General features: G+C 72.8%; 17 protein-coding genes. 15 read left to right on the forward strand and 2 right to left on the reverse strand.

The features are described 5' to 3' along the window. Nucleotides 1–27 precede the first annotated feature (27 nt). Both ACZ4WZ_RS24330 and ACZ4WZ_RS24335 read left to right on the forward strand, forming a co-directional pair. Nucleotides 28–1,584, forward strand: coding sequence for an APC family permease (locus ACZ4WZ_RS24330; RefSeq protein ID WP_467893378.1), 1,557 nt, complete (start codon nt 28–30; stop codon nt 1,582–1,584). Between the two features lie 11 nt (nt 1,585–1,595). After that, the gene (locus ACZ4WZ_RS24335; RefSeq protein WP_467893380.1) at nt 1,596–3,230 is read left to right on the forward strand and encodes a flavin monoamine oxidase family protein; all 1,635 of its coding nucleotides are present in this window, start codon (nt 1,596–1,598) and stop codon (nt 3,228–3,230) included. Nucleotides 3,231–3,249: 19 nt separating this feature from the next. Here the strand turns inward: ACZ4WZ_RS24335 and ACZ4WZ_RS24340 are convergent, their stop codons facing one another. Next, complete coding sequence (locus ACZ4WZ_RS24340; protein ID WP_467893381.1) at nt 3,250–4,632, reverse strand: FAD-binding oxidoreductase; 1,383 nt, start codon at nt 4,630–4,632, stop codon at nt 3,250–3,252. Nucleotides 4,633–4,701: 69 nt separating this feature from the next. Next, entirely contained in the window at nt 4,702–6,507 is a 1,806-nt protein-coding gene (locus ACZ4WZ_RS24345) for a glycoside hydrolase family 15 protein (protein ID WP_467893383.1), read from the reverse strand. 448 nt (nt 6,508–6,955) lie between these two features. Here ACZ4WZ_RS24345 and ACZ4WZ_RS24350 point away from each other — a divergent pair, with 448 nt between their 5' ends. The 13 genes from ACZ4WZ_RS24350 to ACZ4WZ_RS24410 all read left to right on the forward strand — a co-directional run bounded on the left by ACZ4WZ_RS24350 (nt 6,956) and on the right by ACZ4WZ_RS24410 (nt 21,920). Beyond that, a complete protein-coding gene (locus tag ACZ4WZ_RS24350) occupies nt 6,956–8,602 on the forward strand; it encodes a CTP synthase (RefSeq protein WP_125818989.1) in 1,647 nt (548 codons plus the stop codon). A 100-nt stretch (nt 8,603–8,702) separates the two neighbouring features. After that, nucleotides 8,703–9,347: an NUDIX domain-containing protein gene (locus tag ACZ4WZ_RS24355; RefSeq protein WP_467893385.1), complete on the forward strand. Its 645-nt coding sequence runs from the start codon at nt 8,703–8,705 to the stop codon at nt 9,345–9,347. 289 nt (nt 9,348–9,636) lie between these two features. Then, a complete protein-coding gene (locus ACZ4WZ_RS24360; protein ID WP_467893387.1) occupies nt 9,637–11,652 on the forward strand; it encodes a tetratricopeptide repeat protein in 2,016 nt (671 codons plus the stop codon). Nucleotides 11,653–11,803: 151 nt separating this feature from the next. Then, nucleotides 11,804–12,919, forward strand: a complete 1,116-nt coding sequence (gene ald / locus ACZ4WZ_RS24365) for an alanine dehydrogenase (RefSeq protein ID WP_467893388.1) — start codon at nt 11,804–11,806, stop codon at nt 12,917–12,919. A gap of 326 nt (nt 12,920–13,245) precedes the next feature. Then, nucleotides 13,246–14,406, forward strand: coding sequence for a ParA family protein (locus ACZ4WZ_RS24370; protein WP_125604141.1), 1,161 nt, complete (start codon nt 13,246–13,248; stop codon nt 14,404–14,406). Beyond that, nucleotides 14,391–14,903, forward strand: a complete 513-nt coding sequence (locus tag ACZ4WZ_RS24375; protein WP_467893391.1) for a hypothetical protein — start codon at nt 14,391–14,393, stop codon at nt 14,901–14,903. The genes ACZ4WZ_RS24370 and ACZ4WZ_RS24375 overlap by 16 nt, the downstream gene beginning before the upstream one ends. A gap of 401 nt (nt 14,904–15,304) precedes the next feature. Beyond that, the gene (locus tag ACZ4WZ_RS24380) at nt 15,305–16,333 is read left to right on the forward strand and encodes a segregation and condensation protein A (RefSeq protein WP_467893393.1); all 1,029 of its coding nucleotides are present in this window, start codon (nt 15,305–15,307) and stop codon (nt 16,331–16,333) included. Then, on the forward strand, nt 16,330–16,956 hold the full coding sequence (scpB, locus tag ACZ4WZ_RS24385) for an SMC-Scp complex subunit ScpB (protein ID WP_467893395.1): 627 nt from the start codon (nt 16,330–16,332) through the stop codon (nt 16,954–16,956). Before ACZ4WZ_RS24380 ends, scpB begins: the two co-directional genes overlap by 4 nt. Beyond that, nucleotides 16,956–18,257, forward strand: a complete 1,302-nt coding sequence (locus tag ACZ4WZ_RS24390; RefSeq protein WP_467893396.1) for a pseudouridine synthase — start codon at nt 16,956–16,958, stop codon at nt 18,255–18,257. The genes scpB and ACZ4WZ_RS24390 overlap by 1 nt, the downstream gene beginning before the upstream one ends. Before the next feature lie 180 nt (nt 18,258–18,437). After that, nucleotides 18,438–19,046, forward strand: coding sequence for a nicotinamide riboside transporter PnuC (gene pnuC / locus ACZ4WZ_RS24395; RefSeq protein WP_467893398.1), 609 nt, complete (start codon nt 18,438–18,440; stop codon nt 19,044–19,046). Beyond that, the gene (locus ACZ4WZ_RS24400) at nt 19,043–20,131 is read left to right on the forward strand and encodes an AAA family ATPase (RefSeq protein WP_467893400.1); all 1,089 of its coding nucleotides are present in this window, start codon (nt 19,043–19,045) and stop codon (nt 20,129–20,131) included. The genes pnuC and ACZ4WZ_RS24400 overlap by 4 nt, the downstream gene beginning before the upstream one ends. Then, nucleotides 20,128–20,907, forward strand: a complete 780-nt coding sequence (locus ACZ4WZ_RS24405; RefSeq protein WP_467893402.1) for an NUDIX hydrolase — start codon at nt 20,128–20,130, stop codon at nt 20,905–20,907. Before ACZ4WZ_RS24400 ends, ACZ4WZ_RS24405 begins: the two co-directional genes overlap by 4 nt. Then, nucleotides 20,904–21,920 (forward strand): ADP-ribosylglycohydrolase family protein, encoded by a 1,017-nt coding sequence (locus ACZ4WZ_RS24410; RefSeq protein WP_467893403.1) that lies wholly within the window; start codon nt 20,904–20,906, stop codon nt 21,918–21,920. Before ACZ4WZ_RS24405 ends, ACZ4WZ_RS24410 begins: the two co-directional genes overlap by 4 nt. Nucleotides 21,921–21,941 lie beyond the last annotated feature (21 nt).

A 21,941-nucleotide genomic window follows, 5' to 3' on the forward strand; every position in this document is an offset into this window, starting at 1 on the left:
AGATCAGGAAGCAGGAACGAGGACTCCATGAGCAGAGCCAGCGCCACGCCTCCGCCCGCCACCGGGGCCACACCCCCGGTCCAGCGCCTCAAGGCCAACTCCGTCGGCCTCGTCGGCGTCGTCTTCATGGCGGTCGCCACCGCCGCGCCGATCACGGCGATGACCGGCAACCTCCCCATCGCGGTCGGCTTCGGCAACGGCACCGGCGCCCCGGCCGGGTACCTCTTCGCGACCGTCGTCCTCACCGTCTTCGCGGTCGGCTACGTGGCCATGGCCAAGCGGATCACCGCCGCCGGCGCCTTCTACGGGTACATCTCGCACGGCCTCGGCCGGATCGCCGGCATGGCCTCCGGGATGCTCGCCGTCCTCGCGTACATCGTCTTCGAGGCCTCGATCGTCGGCGTCTTCTCCTACTTCGCGAAGACCACCGTCCACGACCAGCTCGGCGTGGACCTGCCCTGGGTCCTCTACGCGGCCGCCATGCTCGCCGTCACCGCCGTCCTCGCGCACTTCGACATCAACCTCACCGCCAAGGCCCTCGGCGTGATGCTCGTCGCCGAGATCGCCGTCCTCTTCGCCGTCGCCACCGCCGTGCTCCTCGCGGGCGGCGGCCCCGACGGGATCCCGCTGGAGCCCGTCAACCCGAAGAACGCCTTCACCGGCACCTCCGCCGGCCTCGGCCTCTTCTTCGCCTTCTGGTCCTGGGTCGGCTTCGAGTCCACCGCGATGTACGGCGAGGAGTCCCGCGACCCCAAGCGGGTCATCCCCAAGGCCACCCTCGTCTCCGTCGTCGGAGTGGGCCTCTTCTACATCTACGTCTCCTGGATGACCATCGCCGGCAACGGCCTGGCCGACTCCGTCACCCTCTCCGCCTCCGCCAGCCCCCTGGACCTGTTCTTCGCCCCGACCAAGGCCTTCATCGGCGCCTGGGCCGTCGACGCCTTCCAGTGGCTGCTGCTCACCGGCTCCTTCGCCTGCGGGATGGCCTTCCACCAGTGCGCCGCCCGCTACCTGTACGCCATCGGCCGCGAGGGCTTCCTGCACCCCGGCCTCGGCCGCACCCACCACCGCCACGGCTCCCCGTACGTCGCCTCCGTGGCGCAGACCGCCATCGCCGCCGCCCTCGTCGCCGGCTTCTGGCTCACCGGCCAGGACCCGTACCTCCACCTGTACACGCTGCTCGCGATCCTCGGCACGATGGCGATCCTGATCGTGCAGACCCTGTGCTCCTTCGCCGTCATCGGCTACTTCCGCGCCAACCACCCCGAGGACCGGCACTGGTTCAGGACCTTCACCGCCCCGCTCCTCGGCGGGATCGGGATGACCGCCGTGGTGGTGCTGCTGGTCCTCAACATGGAGACCGCCGCCGGCGCCGCCGCCGGATCGCTGTTCTTCAAGCTCATCCCCTGGATCGTCGGCACGGTCTTCCTCGGCGGCCTGGCCCTCGGCCTCTGGCTGAAGGCGAAGGCCCCCGAGCGCTACGAGGTCATCGGCCGGATCGTCCTGGAGGACGCCGCCGAACGCACCGACGACCCCGAGGACCCCGCCGCCACCCCCTCCGGCCCGACCGCCGCCACCGTCTGAGGAGCTCCGCCATGGCCCGTACCCCCCTGATGCGTTCCCTGCGGCAGCTCGCCGCCGAACACGCCGCCGCCCGCCGGCTGCGGCTGCCCGTCGCCGAGGTGCGCGGCTCCACCCGCCGCGAACTCCTCGGCCGGGCCGCCGCCCTCGGCCTGGGCACCGCGCTCGCCTCGTCCGCGACGGCCGCCGCCGCGCACGCCGTGGAGGGCGCCCCCGCCCAGAAGCCCGCCTCCTCCGCCCGCGTCGCCGTCGTCGGCGCCGGAATCTCCGGCCTCACCGCCGCCCTCACCCTCCAGGACGCGGGCATCCCCTGCACCCTCTACGAGGCCGACCCCGCCCGCGTCGGCGGCCGCATGTGGACCCAGCGCGGCCACTGGGCGTACGGCCAGACCTCCGAGATCGGCGGCGAGCTGATCGACACCAGCCACAAGAAGATCCTCGAACTGTGCCGCCGCTTCGGCCTGCCCACGGAGGACTTCCTCGGAGGCGGACCCAACGGGGCGGAGGAAGTGCTCTGGTTCAACGGCGCCTACTACTCCCGCACCCAGGCCGACGAGGACTTCAAGGCCGTCTACCAGGCACTGCACCGCGACCTCCGGGAAGCCGGCGAGGTCAGCTGGAACAGCACCACCCCCGCGGGCACCGCCCTCGACAACATGACCCTGTACGAGTGGATCGAGACCCGGATCCCCGGCGGCCACGGCTCGCGGCTCGGCCGGTTCATCGACGTCGCCTACACCGTCGAGTACGGCGCCGAGACCACCGCCCAGTCGGCCCTGGCCCTCGTCCTGCTGATGGGCTACCAGCCCAACCCGGGCAACTTCAACGTCTGGGGCCTGTCCAACGAGCGCTACCACATCACCGGCGGCAACGACCGGCTCCCGAACGCCATCGCCGCCGTACTGAGTCCCGGCACGCTCGTCATGGGCCGCCAGCTGCTCGCCGTACGGGCCAACGCCGACGGCACCCAGACCCTCACCTTCGACGACTCCGGCGCCACCCGCACCGCCGTCGCCGACCACACCGTCCTGTGCCTGCCGCTGCCGGTCCTCCAGCGCCTCGACACCTCGCAGGCCGGTTTCGACCCGCTGATGCGCGACCTGCTGCGCGACGCGCGCATGGGCCACTGCACCAAGCTCAACATGCAGTTCACCGCACGGCCCTGGCGCGGCACCGGCCCCTGGCCGGGCGTCTCCGCCGGCGACTGTTTCACCGACTCCGACGTCCAGCAGACCTGGGACACCACCAAGATCCAGCCCGGCAACGGCGGCATCCTCCTCCAGTACGGCGGCGGCCGCCTCGCCGGCTCCCTCACCCCCGCGAGCCCCTTCGCCACCGAGACCGACCCCTACGTACGCGCCCTCGCGGACCGCATGCTCACCGGCATCGACGCCTTCTACCCGGGCACCAAGGCCGTCTGGACCGGCCGCGCCCAGCTCTCCGCCTGGCACCGCAACCCGTACGCGCTGGGCGCCTACTCGTACTGGCCCACCGGCTACCTCCACCGGTACGCCAAGTACGAGGGCACCGCGCAGGGCAACGTCCACATCGGCGGCGAGCACTGCAGCTACGACTTCCAGGGCTTCATGGAAGGCGGCGCCACCGAGGGCGAACGGGCCGCCCGCGAGGTGATCGCCGCCCTCACCTGAGCCCCCCGCGGGGCGGCCGCTACAGCGGCTTGACGTTGTGGTTGGAGCGGAAGACGTTGTCCGGGTCGTAGCGCCGCTTCAACTCGCCCAGGCGCCGCATGTTCCCGGCGCCCAGGCCGGCCACGACCCGGTCCGCGCCCTCGTCCCCGGTGAAGTTGAGGTACACCGCGCCGGTGCTCCACGGCCGGACGTCGGCGCGGACGTCCCTGACCCACTGCCGGACCCGGTCGTCGTCGGCCGGGTCCTCCCACATCCCGAAGGGATGCACCGCCCAGGGGGCGTCGCGGTAGGGGACCGGGTAGCCGGCCGGGCCGGAGGCGACGGCCCCGCCCTGCGGCCACACCACGTGCTGGGTGCCCGTCGGCACGGGCATCGAGGCGGCGCGGGCGCAGAACACCTCCACGAAGGCGTCGGGCACCCCGGTCAGGTACTCCGCCGACCAGTAGTTCCGCAGCCCCGGGGGATCGTCGATCATGCACTGGAGATCGGCGTACGGAATGGCCGTGACCATCTCCGCCTCGTGCGGGACCGCCAGCAGCGGTTCCGCGAGCTTGCGCATCTCGTCCTCGGGACCCGCGTACGTCAGCAGCACGCCCGCCAGAAGCAGCCCCACCAGGTGCGGCGGGACGAACTCCTCGGGCGGTGCCGTCAGGTAGAGGGCGCCGCCGCTCGCCTCGGGCGGCCCCGACTCGATGACGTCCCGGAAGGCGCGCACCACCTCCGGACCGCGCTCGGGCAGGTACAGCAGGAACGCGACCGACATGTGGGGCAGTTCGTGCAGCCGCAGGGTCAGGGAGGTGGCGATCCCGAAGTTCCCGCCGCCGCCGTGCAGCCCCCAGAACAGGTCCGGGTGCTCCTCGGCCGTGACGTGCAGCAGTTCGCCGTCGGCGGTGACCAGCTCCACGCCCAGCAGGTTGTCCACCGCCAGGCCGAACTTCCGGTCCAGCCAGCCCGTCCCCCCGCCCAGCACGAAACCGCCCACGCCGGTGGTGGAGGCCCGGCCCCCGGTGGTCGCCAGCGCGTACGGCTCGCAGGCCCGGTCCAGGTGGCTCATCGTGGCCCCGCCGCCGATGGACGCGGCCCGTGCCGCCGGACGGACGGTCACCCCGTGCATCCGGCGCAGGTCCACGACCAGCCCGCCGTCGTTCAGGGACATCCCCGCGACGCTGTGGCCGCCCCCGCGCACCGCGACCGGGAGGTCCAGCTCCCGGGCGAAGCGCACGGCCGTGACCACGTCCGACGCGCCCTCACACCGGGCGATCACCGCCGGCCGGCGGTCGATCATGGCGTTGAACACCGTCCGGGCCTCGTCGTACCCGGGATCGTCCGGGGCGAAGACGTCGCCGGCCAGGTCCTCGCGGAGCGCGGCGAGCGCCGCGCCCGCCTTGGAGAGGGGCGCCATGGCCACCCTCCCTTCCCGGAAGGGGCGTAGGACCTCTCCAGCGTAGGCGGGCCCCACGGGGCCCGCCCGTCAGCCGCCGTAGGCCCCGCTCGCCGTCAGCCGCAGCGCCGTGTCGATCAGCGGAACGTGGCTGAAGGCCTGCGGGAAGTTCCCCACCTGCCGCTGGAGCTTGGGGTCCCACTCCTCCGCCAGGAGGCCGAGGTCGTTGCGGAGCGCCAGCAGCTTCTCGAAGAGCCGGCGCGCCTCGTCGACCCGGCCGATCATCGCGAGGTCGTCGGCCATCCAGAACGAGCACGCGAGGAAGGCGCCCTCGTCACCCTCCAGCCCGTCCACCCCGGCCTCCTCGCCCGCCGTCGGGTAGCGCAGGATGAAGCCGTCCGGGGTCGACAGCTCGCGCTGGATCGCCTCGATGGTGCCGATGACCCGCTTGTCGTCCGGCGGCAGGAAGCCCATCTGCGGGATCAGCAGCAGCGAGGCGTCCAGCTCGCGGGAGCCGTAGGACTGGGTGAAGGTGTTGCGCTCCGGGTCGTAGCCCTTCTCGCACACGTCCGCGTGGATCCGGTCGCGCAGCTCGCGCCAGCGCTCCAGCGGGCCGTCCGCGTCCCCGCTCTCGACCAGCTTGATCGTGCGGTCCACGGCCACCCACGCCATCACCTTCGAGTGCACGAAGTGCCGGCGCGGGCCGCGCACCTCCCAGATGCCCTCGTCCGGCTCGTTCCAGTGGGTCTCCAGGTAGCGGATCAGCTTCAGCTGGAGCACCGAGGCGTAGTCGTTGCGGGCCAGGCCCGTCATGTGTCCCAGGTGCAGGGCCTCGGTGACCTCGCCGTACACGTCCAGCTGGAGCTGGTGGGCGGCGCCGTTGCCGACGCGCACCGGGGCCGAGTTCTCGTACCCCGGCAGCCAGTCCAGCTCGGTCTCGCCGAGCTCGCGCTCACCGGCGATGCCGTACATGATCTGCAGGTTCTCAGGGTCGCCCGCCACCGCCCGCAGCAGCCAGTCCCGCCACGCGGCCGCCTCGCCCCGGTAGCCGGTGCGCAGCAGCGAGGACAGGGTGATGGCCGCGTCGCGCAGCCACGTGTACCGGTAGTCCCAGTTGCGGACCCCGCCGATCTCCTCCGGGAGGGAGGTGGTCGGCGCGGCGACGATCCCGCCCGTGGGCGCGTACGTGAGCGCCTTGAGGGTGATCAGCGAGCGGACCACGGCCTCCCGGTAGGGCCCGTGGTACGTACACAGGTCCACCCACTCGTGCCAGAACTCGCTGGTGGCCTCCAGCGCCGCCTCGGCGTCCGGGGCCTCCGGCGCGCCCTTGTGGGACGGCTGCCAGCTGATGGCGAAGGCCACCCGGTCGCCCGGGGCGACCGTGAAGTCGGAGTAGGTCGTCAGGTCCTTGCCGTACGTCTGCGCTTCGGTGTCCAGCCAGACGGAGTCCGGGCCGGCGACGGCCACGGTGCGCCCGTCCACCTTGTGCACCCACGGCACGACCCGCCCGTAACTGAAACGCATCCGCAGCGCCGAGCGCATCGGGACGCGCCCGCTGACCCCCTCCACGATGCGGATCAGCTGCGGCGCGTGGTCCTCGCGCGGCGGCATGAAGTCGATGACGCGGACGGTCCCGCGCGGGGTGTCCCACTCCGACTCCAGCACCAGGGAATCGCCCCGGTAGCGACGGCGCGCGGCCCTCGGCGGCTCCGTGCCCGGCGCGAACGCCGGGCCGATGCGCCAGAACCCGTGTTCCTCGGTGCCCAGAAGGCTCGCGAAGACGGCATGGGAGTCGAAGCGGGGCAGACACAACCAGTCCACCGCGCCGTCCCGGCAGACCAGCGCCGCGGTCTGCATGTCCCCGATCAGTGCGTAATCCTCGATGCGCCCGGACACGTTGCTCTCCAGTCGAAAGGCCACGTCCGCCCCGAAGGGCGCTTGCAATGCGCTGTTGCGCGGTCTCCTGTGCGCAGGGATCCCCGCGTCGAGTCCTAGATTGCCGGAACCGGCGTGGTTACGCCGTCTGCCGGACTGCTCGGCGACGATGTGCAGCGGTATCCGAGCAAGGTATGCGCGAACCCTAGTGATCTCCTTAAGTATGGGGACAATGTCACTCGGCCGAATGGGTGACCTGCGGGAACGCGCCCCGCCGAGGGCCCCGAAGGGGCGCCGCGCAGCGCGCCCGGAGGCGGACCCGTCCGGGCGCTGATAGGCTGGTACCCCGTGGACCGGTGGTCTGCCTGTGCGAATCAGGGGCCCCGAAACCGCAGCTTCGGCACCCCCGGAAACGGGAGAAGTCGCCGGACGCACCTCACCTCGCGACCACGGGAGCCCCCTCTTGGCGATGCCGCCCAAATCCATGACGACCAAGCACATCTTCGTCACCGGAGGTGTCGCTTCGTCCCTCGGCAAGGGCCTGACGGCCTCCAGCCTGGGTGCGCTGCTGAAGGCGCGCGGCCTGCGGGTCACGATGCAGAAGCTCGACCCGTACCTGAACGTCGACCCCGGCACGATGAACCCCTTCCAGCACGGTGAGGTGTTCGTCACCAACGACGGCGCCGAGACCGACCTGGACATCGGCCACTACGAGCGCTTCCTCGACGTCGACCTCGACGGCTCGGCCAACGTCACCACCGGCCAGGTCTACAACACGGTCATCGCCAAGGAGCGCCGCGGCGAGTACCTCGGTGACACCGTGCAGGTCATCCCGCACATCACCAACGAGATCAAGCACCGTATCCGCCGCATGGCGACCGAGGACGTCGACGTCGTCATCACCGAGGTCGGCGGCACGGTCGGCGACATCGAGTCGCTGCCGTTCCTGGAGACCGTCCGCCAGGTCCGCCACGAGGTCGGCCGCGACAACGTCTTCGTCGTGCACATCTCGCTGCTGCCCTACATCGGCCCCTCCGGCGAGCTGAAGACCAAGCCCACCCAGCACTCCGTCGCGGCCCTGCGCAACATCGGCATCCAGCCCGACGCGATCGTGCTGCGCGCCGACCGCGACGTCCCCACCTCCATCAAGCGCAAGATCTCGCTGATGTGCGACGTGGACGAGGCGGCCGTGGTCGCGGCGATCGACGCCAAGTCGATCTACGACATCCCGAAGGTGCTGCACACCGAGGGCCTGGACGCCTACGTCGTCCGCAAGCTCGACCTGCCCTTCCGTGACGTCGACTGGACGGTGTGGGAGGACCTGCTGGACCGCGTCCACAACCCCGACCACGAGGTCAAGGTCGCGCTGGTCGGCAAGTACATCGACCTGCCCGACGCCTACCTGTCGGTGACCGAGGCGCTGCGCGCCGGCGGTTTCGCCAACAAGGCCCGCGTCCAGATCAAGTGGGTCACCTCCGACGACTGCAAGACCCCGGCGGGTGCCGCGGCGCAGCTCGGCGACGTGGACGCGATCTGCGTGCCCGGCGGCTTCGGCGACCGCGGTGTCAACGGCAAGGTCGGCGCGATCACCTACGCCCGCGAGAACAAGATCCCGCTGCTGGGCCTGTGCCTGGGCCTCCAGTGCGTGGTCATCGAGGCCGCGCGCAACCTGGCGGGCATCGAGGGGGCGAACTCCACCGAGTTCGACGCCTCGACCCCGCACCCGGTCATCTCGACCATGGAGGAGCAGCTGGCCTTCGTCGAGGGCGCCGGCGACCTGGGCGGCACCATGCGCCTGGGCATGTACACGGCCAAGCTGGCCGAGGGCTCGATCGTGCGCGAGGTCTACGGCGACGCGTACGTCGACGAGCGCCACCGCCACCGCTACGAGGTCAACAACGCCTACCGGGGCGAGCTGGAGAAGAAGGCCGGCCTGGTCTTCTCCGGCACCTCCCCGGACAACAAGCTCGTCGAGTACGTCGAGTACCCGCGCGAGGTCCACCCCTACCTGGTGGCCACCCAGGCCCACCCGGAGCTCCGCTCCCGCCCGACCCGGCCGCACCCGCTCTTCGCGGGCCTGGTCAAGGCCGCGGTGGAGCGCCAGCAGCAGGGCTGACGCTCGGTAACGTAGACAGCCGGGTACGGATCACCATCCGTACCCGGCTGTCGCGCGTTCGCGCGTCCGCCGTTTTTCCACGAGTTCGGAGGGCATCGGAATGGACACCGGCACCAGCATCAAGGACACGTCCGAAAGCTGGGAGACCCTGTCGACCCGGCGTCCCTTCCAGGGCGCCAAGACGGCGGTGGCCTCCGACGAGGTGCGGATGCCCGACGGCTCGGTGGCCCGCCGTGACTATCAGGTGCACCCCGGATCGGTGTGCGTGCTCGCCCTGGACGAGGACGACCGGGTGCTCGTGATCCGGCAGTACCGCCACCCCGTCCGCCACCGGCTGTGGGAGCTGCCGGCCGGGCTGCTCGACGTACCGGGGGAGAACCCGCTGCGCGCGGCGCAGCGGGAGCTGTACGAGGAGGCCCACGTCAAGGCGGGGGACTGGCGGGTGCTGGCCGACTTCTACGCCTCCCCGGGGGGCTCCGACGAGGCGATCCGCGTCTTCCTGGCGCGGGACGTGGCCGCGGCGGACGGCGAGCGGTACGCCGAGACGGACTCGGAGGAGGCCGACATGCAGGTGGAGTGGGTGGCCCGGGAGGACCTGGTCCGGGGGATCCTGGCGGGCGAGCTGGGCAACCCGGCCCTGGTGACGGGCGTGCTGGCCCTGACCGCCGCCCTCGCCTCCGGCCCCGGCACGGACGCCCTGCGCCCCGCCGACGCCCCCTGGCCGCAGCGGCCGTACGGGGCTTAGGGGGTGTCCGGCGGGTCAGGGCCGGACCCGCCGGACACCCCCTAAGCCGTCCCTTCCGGATCCCGCTCCCCCAGCTACCGCTGGGAGGTGCCCCCAGACCGGCAAGATGCGAAAGAGACGACCTTAGGGGCCCGGGGGGCCGCGCCGGCCACCCGGAGCCGCGGACCCTGCACGGGGCGGCGCGGCCGAGGTCTCCGGAGCGGCCGTGGGAGCGGCGCATTAAATAGGCCCATCCGCTGATCCGATCGGGCGATCTGTAGGCCGCGCTCCCCACGGTCCGTCGCTCTGCGTGAACTACGCTCAGCAACCCGAAGGCAGGGAGAGGAGCGGATCCGTGGCGGATTTCGTCGGGCGGCGGCGTGAGCTCAAGGAGCTGCGCGAGGACATCGCACGGACCGGGCTCGACACCCTCTCGGGCCGCAAGGCCAAGGCCCCCCGCGCGCGGGTGCTGCTCGTCGCGGGGCGGCCCGGCTCCGGGCGGACCGCGCTCGCGGAGGCGTTCGTGCGCGAGGTGGCCGAACAGTACCCCGACGGCCTGGCCAGGGTGCGGCTCACCGAACCCGGCGGGGAACCCGTCGCCACCGAGCGGGCCGTCCGGACCCTGCTGGAAGGGCTCGGGGAGGTCACCCCGCCCGGGGCCTGCGAGGACGACCTCAGCGCGGCCCTGCGGGAGGCACTCGCCGGGCGGCGGGCGATCCTGCTCGTCGACGACGCCGCCGACCCGCACCAGGTGGACGCCCTGCTCCCCGACAACCCCGAGTGCCTCGTCGTGGTCACCGCCGAGGGCCCGCTCACCGGGATCCCCGACGTCCGCCCCTGCACCCTCGGCGGCCTCGACCCCACCTCCGCCGTCGGCCTGCTCGCCCGGCTCATCGGCGACACCCGCATCACCGTCGACCCCCGTGCCGCCGAGGCGCTCGCCGAGGAGTGCGGGGGGCTGCCCGCTGCGCTGGCCCTCGCCGGCGGCTGGCTCGCCGCCCACCCCAAGGCCGCCGTCGCGGACCTGGCCAAGCAGCTCCACGACATGCCCCCCGGCACCACCGGCCCGCTGGGCCGCGCCTTCCGGCTGGTCTACGAGTCCCTGCCGCAGCCGGCCCGCCGCACCCTGCACCTGCTGCCGCTCGCCCCGGCCGGGTTCCTCGACTCGCACACCGCCTCGGCCCTGGCCGGCTGCTCGGTGGCCGCGGCCCAGTCCACCCTGGAGGACTTCGCCGCCCTGGGCCTCGTACGGCACGCCCCGGACGGCCTCTTCCTGCTCCCCGGCTGCCTCGCCCCCTTCCTCCAGGCACTGCTGGAGACCAAGGAGCGGCCCGCCGAGGTGCAGTTGGCACGCGCCCGGATGCTGGAGCGGACCGTACGGCTGCTCACCTCGTGCCGGGCCATGACCGACGCCGACGAGGACGACGACGAGCTGCGCGAGCACCTGGACGGCACCCCCCGTGCCCTGCGCTTCCCCGACCGGCGCTCCGCCGCCGTCTGGCTGGACACCCGCCTGCCCGCGCTGACCTCGGCCGCGCGCCTGGCCGTGGCCGACGGCGGGCTGGACACCCTGGCCCGCAGGCTGGTCTCCGCCCTGGTCCGGGCGCTGGCCGGACACCGCGGCACCGAGGCGGCCGCCCCCGAGCTGTACGGTCTGCACCGCCTCGTCCTGGACGTGGCCGAGCGGCGCGGCCTGCACCGGGAGCGGGCCGCCGCCCTGCTGAACCTGGCCGATCTGGACGCCCGGACCGGCCGGACCGAGGAGGCGCTGGCCCGGTACCGGGCCGCGCTGGGCGCGGGAAAGGCCGCGAACGACCCGTACGCGACGGGCCGCGCGATGGAATCCGTAGGCGGCGCGTACCAGGAGCTGGCGGACTGGCCCCGCGCCTCCGACTGGTTCGGCCGCGCCCTGGCCCACGCCCTGGCGCGCGGCGAGCGGTTGGACGAGGCCAGGCTCTACGGCCGGCTGGGCAACGTGCACACCTACGCGGGCCGGTACGGGGAGGCCCTGCGCAGCTGGCGCGCCGCCGCCGCGGGCTACCGCCGGCTGGCCGATGTGCCGGGACAGGCAAAGGCGTTGAGCGAAATGGCGCGGGTCCAGGAGTACGCCGGCCGGCCCGAGGAATCGCTGCACACCTGCCGCGAGGCCATCGAGCTGGCGCGCCGGGCCGGGGACCAGCGGCTCCAGGCCGCGCTCCAGGTGCGGTTGGCCGACACGCTGGACCGTCTGGGCGACCCGGCCGCGGCGAGACTGCACCGCTCCGCAGCCGACAGATTGCTGGGAGACGACCCCGCAGCCTGCGAAATCCGCAGTGTGTCCGACTGAACTTATTCGTTTGCAAGGCTAGACAGCGCCTCATCCTTCATTAGACTGGCTTCACCACGACATCAGTGGTGCATCCCGTTGCGCGTTCTTGTGGGCGGGTATGTATGGAAGTGCCCCGTAAAATCCCCTGAGCCAAGGACCGTGATCGACGATGAAGGTCGGCATCCCCCGCGAGGTCAAGAACAACGAGTTCCGGGTCGCCATCACGCCCGCCGGCGTGCATGAGCTGGTCCGCAACGGCCACCAGGTCTTCATCGAGCAGAACGCCGGTGTCGGCTCCTCGATCACGGACGCCGAGTACGTCGCCGCCGGAGCCGAGATCCTCGGCACCGCCGACGAGGTCTGGGAGACCGCTGACCTGCTGCTGAAGGTCAAGGAGCCCATCGCGGAGGAGTACCACCGCCTCCGCAAGGACCAGACCCTCTTCACCTACCTGCACCTGGCGGCCTCCCGCGAGTGCACGGACGCGCTCCTCGAGTCCGGCACCACCGCCATCGCGTACGAGACGGTCGAGCTCGCCAACCGCGCGCTCCCGCTGCTCGCCCCGATGTCCGAGGTCGCGGGCCGCCTGGCCCCGCAGGTCGGCGCCTACCACCTGATGCGCTCGGCCGGCGGCCGCGGCGTCCTCCCCGGCGGCGTCCCCGGCACCCACGCCGGCGAGTGCGTGGTCATCGGCGGCGGTGTCTCCGGCTGGAACGCGGCGCAGATCGCCATCGGCATGGGCTTCCACGTGACCCTGCTCGACCGCGACATCAACAAGCTCCGCGAGGCCGACAAGATCTTCGGCACGAAGATCAAGACGATCGTCTCCAACGCCTACGAGCTGGAGAAGGCCGTCGTCGAGGCCGACCTCGTGATCGGCGCCGTGCTGATCCCGGGTGCGAAGGCCCCGAAGCTGGTCACCAACGAGCTCGTCGCCAAGATGAAGCCCGGAAGTGTCCTTGTCGACATTGCGATCGACCAGGGCGGCTGCTTCGAGGACTCCCGTCCGACCACCCACGCCGAGCCGACCTTCCAGGTCCACAACTCGGTCTTCTACTGCGTCGCCAACATGCCGGGCGCGGTGCCGAACACCTCCACCTACGCCCTGACGAACGCGACCCTGCCCTACATCGTGCAGCTCGCGAACCTCGGCTGGGTCGAGGCGCTGCGTCGTGACCCGGCGCTGGCGCTGGGCCTCAACACCCACGAGGGCAAGGTCGTTTACGGCCCCGTCGCCGAGGCCCACGGCCTCGAGACCCTCGAGCTCAGCACGCTGCTCGGCTGAACCGTCAACGACTGACGTCAATCTCACGTATCCGGCCGGACCTTGCCCGCAAGGTCCGGCCGGACGTGTTTGCGGGGTGCCCGCCGAGCCCGCTCAACTCGCCTCGAACGTAACCCTTTAACCCTTTCGCACACCCGCGAAACTTCGCAGTGACAGCGCGCACGCCCTTGACAGAGTGGTGTTCGGTTGCCGACACATCGTGCCGGGTCCGGTGGATTGTGTTGCCGCTGGGCGGTGACACGCCATAGAGTCGCCAACCGTCGGCATGGTGCAACGCTGACCTATCGATAAGTGTCCTGGTCACGTCCGAGGAGGTAAGACGACTTGTGAATGAGTCGACATTTGCTCCTGGAGGTGGTCGAGCAGGCACGCCTGAGCGGGGACAGGGTCCTGCCGGGCTCGAAGCTGTCGGCTCCGTCGCGGTCCGCACCTTCGCAAACCACCAGCACATGACGACGCCCCAAAAGAGCATGGACGGCCTAGACGTGAACTCCACGGCCGGCGACCACGGTGGCGATACGCCCATTGGTTTCGCCGACTACGACCAGGTGCCCGAGGGGCACTTCTACGACCCCGACGCGGAATACGAGCCCGACCCCGAGTACGCGGCCACCCTCGCGCCCGACGCTGCCCGCCAGCGCCGCGAGCGGATCGGCCCGACCGGACGCCCGCTCCCGTACTTCCCGATCCCGGGTCCGCTGACCGACCACGGTCCGGCGAAGATCATCGCGATGTGCAACCAGAAGGGCGGTGTGGGCAAGACCACGTCGACCATCAACCTGGGTGCCGCGCTCGCCGAGTACGGGCGCCGCGTGCTGCTCGTCGACTTCGACCCGCAGGGCGCGCTGTCCGTGGGCCTCGGCGTGAACCCGATGGAACTCGACCTGACGGTCTACAACCTGCTCATGGAGCGGGGCATGTCGGCCGACGAGGTGCTGCTCAAGACCGCGGTCCCCAACATGGACCTGCTGCCGAGCAACATCGACCTGTCCGCCGCCGAAGTGCAGTTGGTGAGCGAGGTCGCGCGCGAGTCGACGCTCCAGCGGGCGCTGAAGCCCCTGATGGCCGACTACGACTACATCGTGATCGACTGTCAGCCCTCGCTCGGCCTGCTGACGGTCAACGCCCTGACGGCGGCTCACAAGGTCATCGTGCCGCTGGAATGCGAGTTCTTCGCGCTGCGGGGCGTCGCCCTCCTCACGGAGACCATCGAGAAGGTCCAGGAGCGGCTCAACCCGGAGCTGGAGCTCGACGGCATCCTCGCCACCATGTACGACTCCCGTACGGTGCACAGCCGCGAGGTGCTGGCCCGTGTGGTCGAGGCCTTCGACGACCACGTCTACCACACGGTCATCGGCCGGACGGTGCGCTTCCCGGAGACCACGGTCGCCGGTGAGCCGATCACCACGTACGCGTCGAACTCCGTCGGCGCCGCCGCCTATCGCCAGCTGGCCAGGGAGGTGCTCGCCCGGTGTCCCGCCGAGTGAGTCTGCCCGGCGCCGACGAACTGTTCCGCACCACCGGAGGGATGGCCCTCCAGTCGTCCTCGCCGCGCCGGGGCGCCGAGGAGGCGCCGACGGCCGCGGGCACGGATCACACGGCCGCACCGGCGGACGGCACGACGCGGACCACGGGGGACACCCGGGGCCGGGAGGCCGGCGAACCGGCGGTGGGCGCGCAGCGCAGGCCGCAGGAAGGTTCTGCCACCGCGACCGGGGCGTCGTCGCCCCGGTCCGGCAAGGGCCAGGGCCGGGGCGCCAACCGGCGGCCGAGCGGGCGCGAACGGCACGACGAGAAGATCACGGTCTACGTCTCCGCCGAGGAGCTCATGGACCTGGAACACGCCCGCCTGGTGCTCCGCGGTGAGCACGGGCTCGCCGTGGACCGCGGCCGCATCGTCCGCGAGGCGGTGGCGGTGGTCCTCGCGGACCTGGAGTCCCGGGGCGACGCCAGCATCCTGGTCCGCCGCCTGCGCGGCCGCTAGCCGGCTCCGCGGGCCCGTCGGCCGGCCCCGCTGCCCGGCTCCGGGTCCGGTCGGCCGTCCCGCCCGCGGTGGGCCCGCCGGTGGCCCGAAGTCCCGCCCGTGGCGGCTGACCGGTCAGCGGTGCGGGCCGCCCGGCCAGCGACCTGGCGACCAGGGCCGCCGGCCCCTCCCCGGGAAGCTCCGCCCCGGGCCCCGGTGTCGTTCCGGCCGGCCCGCCCCGGCCGGGGACCGCCGCGGGCCCCCTTCCCGGGAGGCTCCGCCCCCGGCCCACCGGCCCGCGCCCCAGTTCCGCCCCGGCCGCCCGGGCCCCGCCCCGCGCGGCGGCGTCCGCGCGGCCGCCCGGTCAGGGCCTACGCTGCATGTGGCCGGCCGGCCGACCTCCCGTACCACCCTGGACCGCGATGCCCCCGAACGAAGACGCCGCCCGCCCGGCCCGCCGGAGCCTCGGCCGCGGGCCAGGGGCGGCCCAGGAGGCCCCTGAGGCGCCCGCTGCGGCCCGCGGCCCGGTCGGCGGCGGGGAGGAGGCGGCGACGGCCCCCCCGGCCACTGAGGGGCCGGACACGGGCGCTGCCGGGCCGGTGCCGGAGCCCGGAGTCCCGGACGCGCCCCCGGCGCCCCGCCCGCCCGGCGCGGGCGACGGGCGGTTCACGCTGCGGCTCGACAACTTCGAGGGGCCCTTCGACCTGCTGCTCCAGCTGATCTCCCGGCACAAGCTCGACGTCACCGAGGTCGCGCTGTCCAAGGTCACCGACGAGTTCATGGCGCACATCCGGGCCATGGGCCCCGACTGGGACCTCGACCAGACGACCGAGTTCCTGGTGGTCGCCGCGACCCTGCTCGACCTGAAGGCCGCCCGGCTGCTGCCCGCCGCCGAGGTCGAGGACGAGGCCGACCTGGCCCTGCTGGAGGCCCGGGACCTGCTCTTCGCCCGGCTGCTCCAGTACAAGGCGTACAAGCAGATCGCCGCGATCTTCCAGGACCGTGCCGAGGCGGAGGGCAGGCGGTACCCCCGTACCGTCGGGCTGGAGCCGCACCACGCCGACCTGCTGCCCGAGGTGGTCATCAGCATCGGCGCCGACGGCCTCGCCCGCCTCGCGGTGCGGGCCATGCAGCCCAAGGCCGCCCCGCAGGTGTACGTGGACCACATCCACGCCCCCCTCGTCAGCGTGCGGGAGCAGGCCGGGCACCTCGTGCGCCTCCTCAGGACGCGCGGCGAGGCGACGTTCCAGGAGCTGACCGAGGACGCCCCGGACACCCTCACCGTCGTCGCCCGCTTCCTGGCGCTGCTGGAGCTGTACCGGGAGAAGGCCGTGGCCCTCGACCAGCCCGAGGCCCTGCTCGCCCTCACCGTGCGCTGGTGCGGCGGGGACGGCGACGGGACGCCGAAGGTGACGGACGAGTTCGACCGAGTCGTGGAGGTGGCGGAATGACCGGGGTGCGGGACCGGCTGGAACTGAAGGGCGCGCTGGAGGCCGTCCTGATGGTCGTGGACGAGCCCGCGACCGCCGAACACCTCGCCAAGGTGCTGGAACGCACACCGCGCCAGGTCGACGACGCCCTCCGCGCCCTCGCCGACGAGTACACCGCGCAGCGCCGCGGCTTCGAGCTGCGGCTGGTCGCCGGCGGCTGGCGGTTCTACACCCGGCCCGAGTACGCGGCCGCCGTGGAGGCCTTCGTCCTGGACGGGCAGCAGGCCCGGCTCACCCAGGCGGCCCTGGAGACCCTGGCGGTGGTCGCGTACCGCCAGCCGGTGAGCCGCTCGCGGGTCTCGGCGGTCCGCGGAGTCAACTGCGACGGGGTCATGAGGACCCTGCTCCAGCGGGGTCTGGTGGCCGAGGCGGGCACGGAACCCGAAACAGGTGCGATCCTGTACAGGACGACGAACTACTTTCTGGAGCGGATGGGCCTGCGAGGCCTGGACGAGCTCCCGGAGCTCGCGCCCTTCCTTCCCGAGGCGGACGCGATCGAAGCCGAGACGCAAGAAGGTGTGCCGTCGTTCGATCCGGACGCACCGGACACTGACGTAGACGACGACAAGACGACGGAACTTTGATGCGAAGCAGCGGCAACGGCAACGGTGGCGGCAACAGGAACAGCGGCGGCGGTGGCGGACGCGGTGGCTCCCGCGGCGGCGCCTCCGGCGGCGGTGGCTACCGCGGTGGCTCCTCCTCCGGTGGGGGCGGTGGCTACCGGGGCGGAGGCTCCTCAGGCGGCAGCTCCTCCGGTGGGGGCGGCTACCGCGGCGGTGGCTCCTCCGGCGGGTACCAGGGCGGCGGCTCCGACGCGCGCGGCCGCGACCGTGACCGCGACCAGGCCCCCCAGCGGCCCCGCAACCCCCGTCCCGAGGAGCGCCGCTACGACGTCGGCCCCGAGGGCGAGCGCAACGGCCGCAGCGGCCCCAAGGCCGGTGGCGGCGGCGCCCGCGGCGCGGCCGCGCGCGGCGGGGCCAAGGGCGGCCCCAAGACCTCCCGGACCCCCGGCATCGGCGGGGCCGGCGGCCCGCGCCGCGGTCCGGGCAGCCGCAGCGGCCAGTCGCGTCCCCGCGAGCTGGACGCGCGGATCGAGGAGCGCGTGCGCGACCGGTACGCCGACAAGCCCGTGATCAAGACCCCGAAGACCTTCCCGGGCGCCGAGGAGGAGGGTGAGCGTCTGCAGAAGGTGCTCGCCCGTGCCGGCATGGGATCGCGCCGGGCGTGCGAGGAGCTGATCGAGCAGGCCCGCGTCGAGGTCAACGGCGAGATCGTGCTGGAGCAGGGCAAGCGCGTCCTGCCGAAGGACGAGATCAAGGTCGACGGCCTGACCGTCGCCACCCAGTCGTACCTGTTCTTCGCGCTGAACAAGCCCGCCGGTGTCGTCTCCACCATGGAGGACCCGGACGGCCGCCAGTGCCTCGGCGACTACGTCACCAACCGTGAGACCCGTCTCTTCCACGTCGGCCGGCTCGACACCGAGACGGAGGGCATCATCCTGCTCACCAACCACGGCGAGCTGGCCCACCGCCTCACGCACCCGAAGTACGGCGTGCAGAAGACCTACGTCGCGGCCATCACCGGCTCGCTGCCGCGTGACATCGGCAAGCGGCTCAAGGAGGGCATCGAGCTGGAGGACGGCTACGCCCGCGCCGACAACTTCCGCGTCGTCGACCAGGTCGGCAAGAACTACCTCGTCGAGGTGACCCTCCACGAGGGCCGCAAGCACATCGTCCGCCGCATGCTGGCCGAGGCCGGCTTCCCGGTGGACAAGCTCGTCCGGACCGCCTTCGGCCCGATCGAGCTGGGCGACCAGAAGTCCGGCTGGCTGCGCCGCCTGACCAACACCGAGGTCGGCATGCTGATGCGCGAGGTCGGCCTGTAGGCCCCGCCCCCGAAGTCCCCGAGAACCCGCGGCGCCCTCCGGCGCCGCGGGTTCTTCGTTTGCCCGCCCCCGCCCCCGCCCCCGCCCCGATCCCGTACCCCCAGGTCCCGTCCCCGGTGCTTGCCGCCGACCGCCCGCCGTGTTTATAGTCAGGATGACTATAAAGGGGAGGCGGCCTGCATGGGCTGGAACACGAGCTGGACCGAGATCCTCGGCTTCGCCACGGGCGCCGTGTGCGTCTGGCTGGTGGCCCGGCAGCACATCGCCAACTGGCCGGTCGGGATCGCCAACAACCTCTTCTTCATCGTGCTGTTCACCCGGGCCGGCCTCTACGCCGACGCCGGGCTCCAGATCGTCTTCATCGCCCTCGCCGCCTACGGCTGGTGGTCCTGGACCCACGGGGGTGGACCAGGAACCGCCGGAGCCCTGCTGGTGCGCCGCACCACGCGCGCCGAATGGGCCTGGCTGCTGGTGGCGGGGGCGGTGGGGACCGCCGCCCTGACCCTGCTGCTCGGCCGGGTCAGCGACTCCACCGTCCCGTTCTGGGACGCCCTCACCACCGGGCTCTCCCTCATGGCCACCTACGGCCAGTGCCGCAAGCTCCTGGAGTCCTGGTGGCTGTGGATCGCCGCCGACCTCGTCTACATCCCGCTCTACGCGTCCAAGGGGCTGTACCTGACCTCGGTCCTCTACACGGGCTTCCTCGCCCTGTGCGTGGCCGGGCTCGTCGGCTGGCACCGTACGCTCCCGGCGCGCGGCGCCCGCAAGGCCCTGGAGGCGACGGCATGAGCGGCGGCGAGCGCTACGGCCACGGGCTGGTGCTGGGCAAGTTCTACCCGCCGCACGCCGGCCACCACCACCTGGTGCGCACCGCCCAGGACCAGTGCGAGCGGCTGACCGTCCTGGTCTGCGCCGCCTCCGTCGAGTCGGTGCCGCTCGCCGACCGGATCGCGTGGATGCGCGAGGCGCACCCCGGGGCCGAGGTGGTCGGCGCGGTCGACGACATCCCCGTCGACCTCCACGACCCCGACATCTGGGAGGCGCACATGGCGATCTTCCGCAGCGCCGTGGGACGGCGCGTCGACGCCGTCTTCACCTCGGAGGAGTACGGGACCGAACTCGCCCGGCGGTTCGGCGCCCAAGAGGTCAGCGTGGACCCGGCGCGCACCCTGTTCCCCGTGTCGGGCACCGCCGTACGCGAGGACCCGGTCCGGTGCTGGGAGTTCCTCGGGCCCGGCGTACGGGCCGCCCTCGCCCGGCGGGTGGTCGTCCTGGGCGCCGAGTCCACCGGCACCACCACCCTCTCGCGGGAGCTGGCCGCGCACTACCGGCGGCGCGGCGGCGTGTGGGCGAAGACGGGCTGGGTCGCCGAGTACGGGCGGCGGTACAGCGAGGAGAAGCTCGCGGCCGCCCGCGCGGCCGACCCGGCGGCCTCCTGGGAGGACGTCTCCTTCGGCTCACCGGAGTTCCCGGTGATCGCCCGCCGCCAGGACGAGGCCGAGGAACGGGCCGCCCGGCTCGGCTCCCCGGTGCTCTTCTGCGACACCGACTCCTTCCCCACCGGCATCTGGCACGAGCGCTACCTCGGCGGCCGCCACGCGGAGGTCGAGCGGATCGCCGCCCGCCGCCCCCGCGACCTGTACCTGCTGACCGACCACGAGGGCGTGCCCTTCGAGGACGACGGGCTGCGCGACGGCCCCGAGCTCAGACCGTGGATGACCGCCCGCTTCCGCGGGGAACTCGCCCGCACCGGGAGGCGTTTCCTGGTCGTGAGCGGGGACCGGCGGACCCGGCTCGAAACGGCCGTGGCGGCGGTCGACGGCCTGCTGGCCGAGGGCTGGCACTTCGCGGCGCCCCTCCCGGAGCGCCGGTGAGCGCCCCGGCGGCGGGCGGCCATGACGGCCGTCCCGGACCGCACGCCCCCGCGTCGTACGACCCGCACGCCTTCGAGCCCTTCGCGGTGACCGTCGACCTCGCCGTCCTCACCGTGCGCGGCGGAGACCTGCACGTCCTGCTGATCCGGCGCGGCCAGGAACCGTACGCGGGCGCCTGGGCGCTCCCCGGGGGCTTCGTCCTGCCCCGGGAGTCCGCCGAGACGGCCGCCCGCCGCGAGCTGGCCGAGGAGACCGGCCTGCCGCAGGAGCTGGTCGCCGCCCTGCACCTCGAACAGCTGCGCACCTACAGCGAACCGGACCGTGACCCCCGCATGCGGGTGGTGTCGGTGGCCTTCACCGCCCTGGTCCCCGACATGCCGGAACCGGCCGAGCAGGGCGGCGGGGACGCCGACCGGGCCCGCTGGATGCCGGTGGGCGAGGCCGCGGGACTCGCCTTCGACCACGGGCTGATCCTGGCGGACGCCCGTCGGCGGGTGGGCTCGAAGCTGGAGTACACCTGCCTGGCCACCGCCTTCTGCCCGCCCGAGTTCACCCTCGGGGAGCTCCAGGCCGTCTACGAGACCGTCTGGGGCACCTCCCTGGACCGGCCCAACTTCCGGCGCAAGGTGCTCGCCACGCCCGGCTTCGTCGAGGCCGTGCCGGGAGCCGCCCGGCTGACCGGGGGCCGCGGCAAACCCGCCGCGCTGTACCGGGCCGGACCGGCCACCACCCTCCACCCGCCCCTGCTCCGCCCCTCGGAAGGACCCATCCTGTGACCGCCACCAAGCGTGCCGCGACGGGCGCCCTCATCGGCCTGGCCCTCGGCGACGCCCTCGGCTTCCCGACGGAGTTCCAGGACGTTCCGTCGATCCTCGCCAAGACCGGTCCGTGGCGCGGGATGCGGCTGCCCCGCCCCGCGATCGTCACCGACGACACCCAGATGACCCTGGCCCTGGCGCGCGGCATACGCACCGCCGCCGAACGGGGCCCGGTGGGCCCGCTGCGGCTGACCCGGCCGGTCCGCGAGGAGTTCGTCGACTGGTACCACTCCCCGGAGAACAACCGGGCCCCCGGCCGGACCTGCCTGGTGGCGTGCGGCCTGCTGAACGATCCGGAGCGCGACTGGCGCGACGCCAGCCAGATCGGTTCCAAGGGCTGCGGCGCCAACATGCGCGTGGTCCCGGTCGGGCTGGTCCCCGGCTGGACCGACGAGGAGCGGGCGGGCGCCGCCCAGCTCCAGTCGGCCCTCACCCACGGCCACCCCACCGCCCTGGCCGCCTCCGACCTGACCGCGCGCGCCGTGCACCTCCTCGCCCGGGGAGCCGAGGTCACCGGCCTGGTCGGGCAGCTGCGCTCGTACGCCCTGGAGAACCGCACCCGCTACCACGAGCGCTGGCTCGGGGACCTGTGGACGCGGACGGCCTGCGACGCCTCCCCGGAGTCCTTCATGGCCCGGGGCTGGGACGAGTGCCTGGCCGTCCTGGACCGCCTCGCCGCCGCCCTGCGCACGCCGTCCCCCGAGACCGACCCGTGCCTGACCACCGGTGAGGGGTGGATCGCGGAGGAGGCCCTGGCCACCGCCCTCCAGTGCTTCCTGCTCTTCCCGGAGGAGCCCCTGACGGCCCTGCGCCGCGCGGCCTGCACGGCCGGGGACTCCGACTCGATCGCCTGCCTGGCCGGTGCCTTCGCTGGCGCCCACCTCGGCGCGGACGTCTGGCCCCGGGACTGGGAGGGCCGCATCGAGTACCGCGAGGAACTGCTGGCCTTCGGCGCCCTCTGGGACGCCTGAGCCGTACCCGACGGCGCCCGG

Source organism: Streptomyces sp. NPDC029122, assembly GCF_055569445.1.